Below are 2,508 nucleotides of genomic sequence, written 5' to 3'. Positions count from 1 at the left end.
CGACTTTTTTTGACGCTTTTATTGATTTTAACTATTTTACGCTTATTCGGATATTTACAAAACCGGGATGCTCCCGACATTTCCCTCCTTGATTTTGGGCAATTTGGTAATACTTCGACCCTTTTTCCCAGATGGTTTTTCCAGATTTTGTGGCTCTTTTAGCCCAGTATTTTGTTAGGTTGGGGTCGTCTGGGGATGCTGTTCCTTTTACCTTTATGTGGCGTTCGATGGGTATTTTAGCTATGTTAAATAGGCTAATTTCCTTGTTGTTACCTTTTCTGTCCTTGACATTGCAGGTAAACTCCCACCCTTTGCCTCTAATTTTAAAGTATCGGTTGGCAATCCACCGTTTGCTCTTGTTTGGGTGTCGCCGTTTTGCCCATCGCCAAAGTGAATACCATACCTCAGAACTGATGTAGCTAAACACTTCTTTGCTGACGGCATGGCGATAGTAGTTTCCAAAGCCTCGAAGTTTGGGGTTTAATTGTTCAATGACAATTTTCTGTTCTACCGTTTTATTTCTTTTGAGCCATTCCCTGATTTCCTTAAGGAATTTCAGGACTTTCTCTTTTTGCGGTTTGATCAGTAGTTTGCCCTTGTATTGTCTGAGATTGAACCCAAGAAAATTAAATCCTTCGCTGATGTGCACGATTCGGGTTTTCTCCCTATTTAGTTGTAACCCTTTGTTGGATAGCCATTGTTCGATTTCAGGTCGGATTTTCTCTATGTCTTCTTGACAGGTAGTGGTGACGATGAAGTCGTCTGCGTATCGGACGAAACCATATCTATCGGATTTGTATGAGCCTTTGACCTTCTTGAATTGGCTTAAGAAGTTTTCCAGACCCTGTAAGCCGATATTTGCCAGTAGGGGGCTGATAATGCCTCCTTGTGGCGTTCCGCTTTGTGTTTCATGAAGTTTTCCCTTGTCTATGTATCCTGCTTTTAACCATTGCTTGATTAGGCTGCGGGCGGGGAAATTCTCTATGGAATGTAGGATGGTTTCATGAGTGATATTGTCGAAGAATCCTGATAGGTCGGCATCCAGAACCCATGTGTCTCTATTACCTTGTAGGCGTAGAAAACACTGCTCAATGGCATCGTGGCAACTTCTTCCGACTCTGAATCCATAACTGTTTGCCTCGAAAAGAGCTTCCCAGATTGGTTCTAGAGCGTTCTTAACTATGGCTTGTGCTACTCTATCCTTGATGGTGGGGATGCCTAATGGTCTTTGCTTCCCATTGGCTTTTGGTATATATACTCTTTTGGTGGGTTTAACCTTCCATAGTGTGTACTGCCCCATTTCTCGGATGAGTTTTACCCGTTGTTCAGGTGTTAATGCTACCTCCTTGTCCACACCTGCTGTTCGTTTTCCTTGATTCAGTTGGGTAACTTTACGCACTGACAAAATTAGATTGTCGAAGCTTCTTAACATCAGTTTTGTGAGGCTTCTGACCTGATTCCACTGACCGTTCTGTGTGGCACGATAAATCCGTTTCCTCAGATTCTTAACATTCTTGATGATTGATTTCCAGTCAATCTGTGACCAGTCGTTAAATTGTCCAGAGCCTCCGATAACCATAGTGATTTCCATCTTTCAATCTCCGTTTTAGTTTCTTTGAATCCTGTTTATCGTTTAAGACCTGTCAGAAGTGGGCTACCATTTTCAGGCGGTGTGATGTTGGGATATTCCTCAACCCTTATCCTCTGCATTACACAGGGCGTTCGCTTTCTCTGACTTCCTTTACCCCCTAGACAATTCGGCTGTGATTACTCTTGGCTTACTCTCTTGTTTCGACCTTAAGAGAGAGTCTATTGGGCTTACCGTGTTTCGCTTTTGATGACCTGCGAAAAAGGTTAGGGTTCGACTCATACTCCGATAGCTTTTTGAACTTCTTTATTAGACAGCGAAACTTCTAATAATCAGCTATTTACCTTTTGGTTAAGGTGTTCCAGCCTGATTTCACCTTTTCGGATATCACGGAGCTAGATTAGTCGTTTACTTATCGTTAACCCTTCCTTTTCTTCCTCTTGCATACACTACCGATTTAGGCTATCAGCTTAGATGCTTGTGTGGTCTGCACTCCAACGATTTTATTGCTTACTTTCGTTGTGACCGGACTCGGATTGAGTCTTTTACACGAGGACTGAGGAGAAGTACCTCAAAGAGAGACGGCTCTCTACTCATCAAATGCGACTTTGCACGTCGCGCTTCCCCGCATCCGGCTCCCGATGTTCTTGGCTTGCGCCTTTGCTCATGTGGAGATAATCGTGGCAACTTTCGTGAACCGCTAAGAGGTTGTTAATTTTCGAGTTACTATGGTTTTCATCTACATGGTGCAGATTCACCTTTTCATCGCCTAGCATTTTTAAACCACATTTCCCACATTTATGGTTTTGCCGTTTTAAAGCTTTAGAGGTGTCGCCGTTATAGAGCAGGGTAAGCTCATCTAATTTGGTATAAATTGTACTTGACAAAAAGGGCAATATATACGATTTGGCATTAGTGAT

At 42.7% G+C, this 2,508-nt stretch carries 1 protein-coding gene and 1 pseudogene; both read right to left on the bottom strand.

Translation table 11 applies throughout. From position 1 onward, the window contains the following. Positions 1-31: 31 nt before the first annotated feature. Positions 32-1,591, bottom strand: a complete 1,560-nt coding sequence (ltrA, locus tag QUA78_RS32195; RefSeq protein ID WP_333307254.1) for a group II intron reverse transcriptase/maturase — start codon at positions 1,589-1,591, stop codon at positions 32-34. 593 nt (positions 1,592-2,184) lie between these two features. After that, positions 2,185-2,508 (bottom strand): annotated as a pseudogene (locus QUA78_RS32190) (HNH endonuclease signature motif containing protein); the annotation flags it as partial.

The organism is Microcoleus sp. K4-B3 (assembly GCF_036704615.1).
Classification (GTDB): domain Bacteria; phylum Cyanobacteriota; class Cyanobacteriia; order Cyanobacteriales; family Microcoleaceae; genus Microcoleus.
This window is presented reverse-complemented; position numbering and strand designations above follow the sequence as displayed.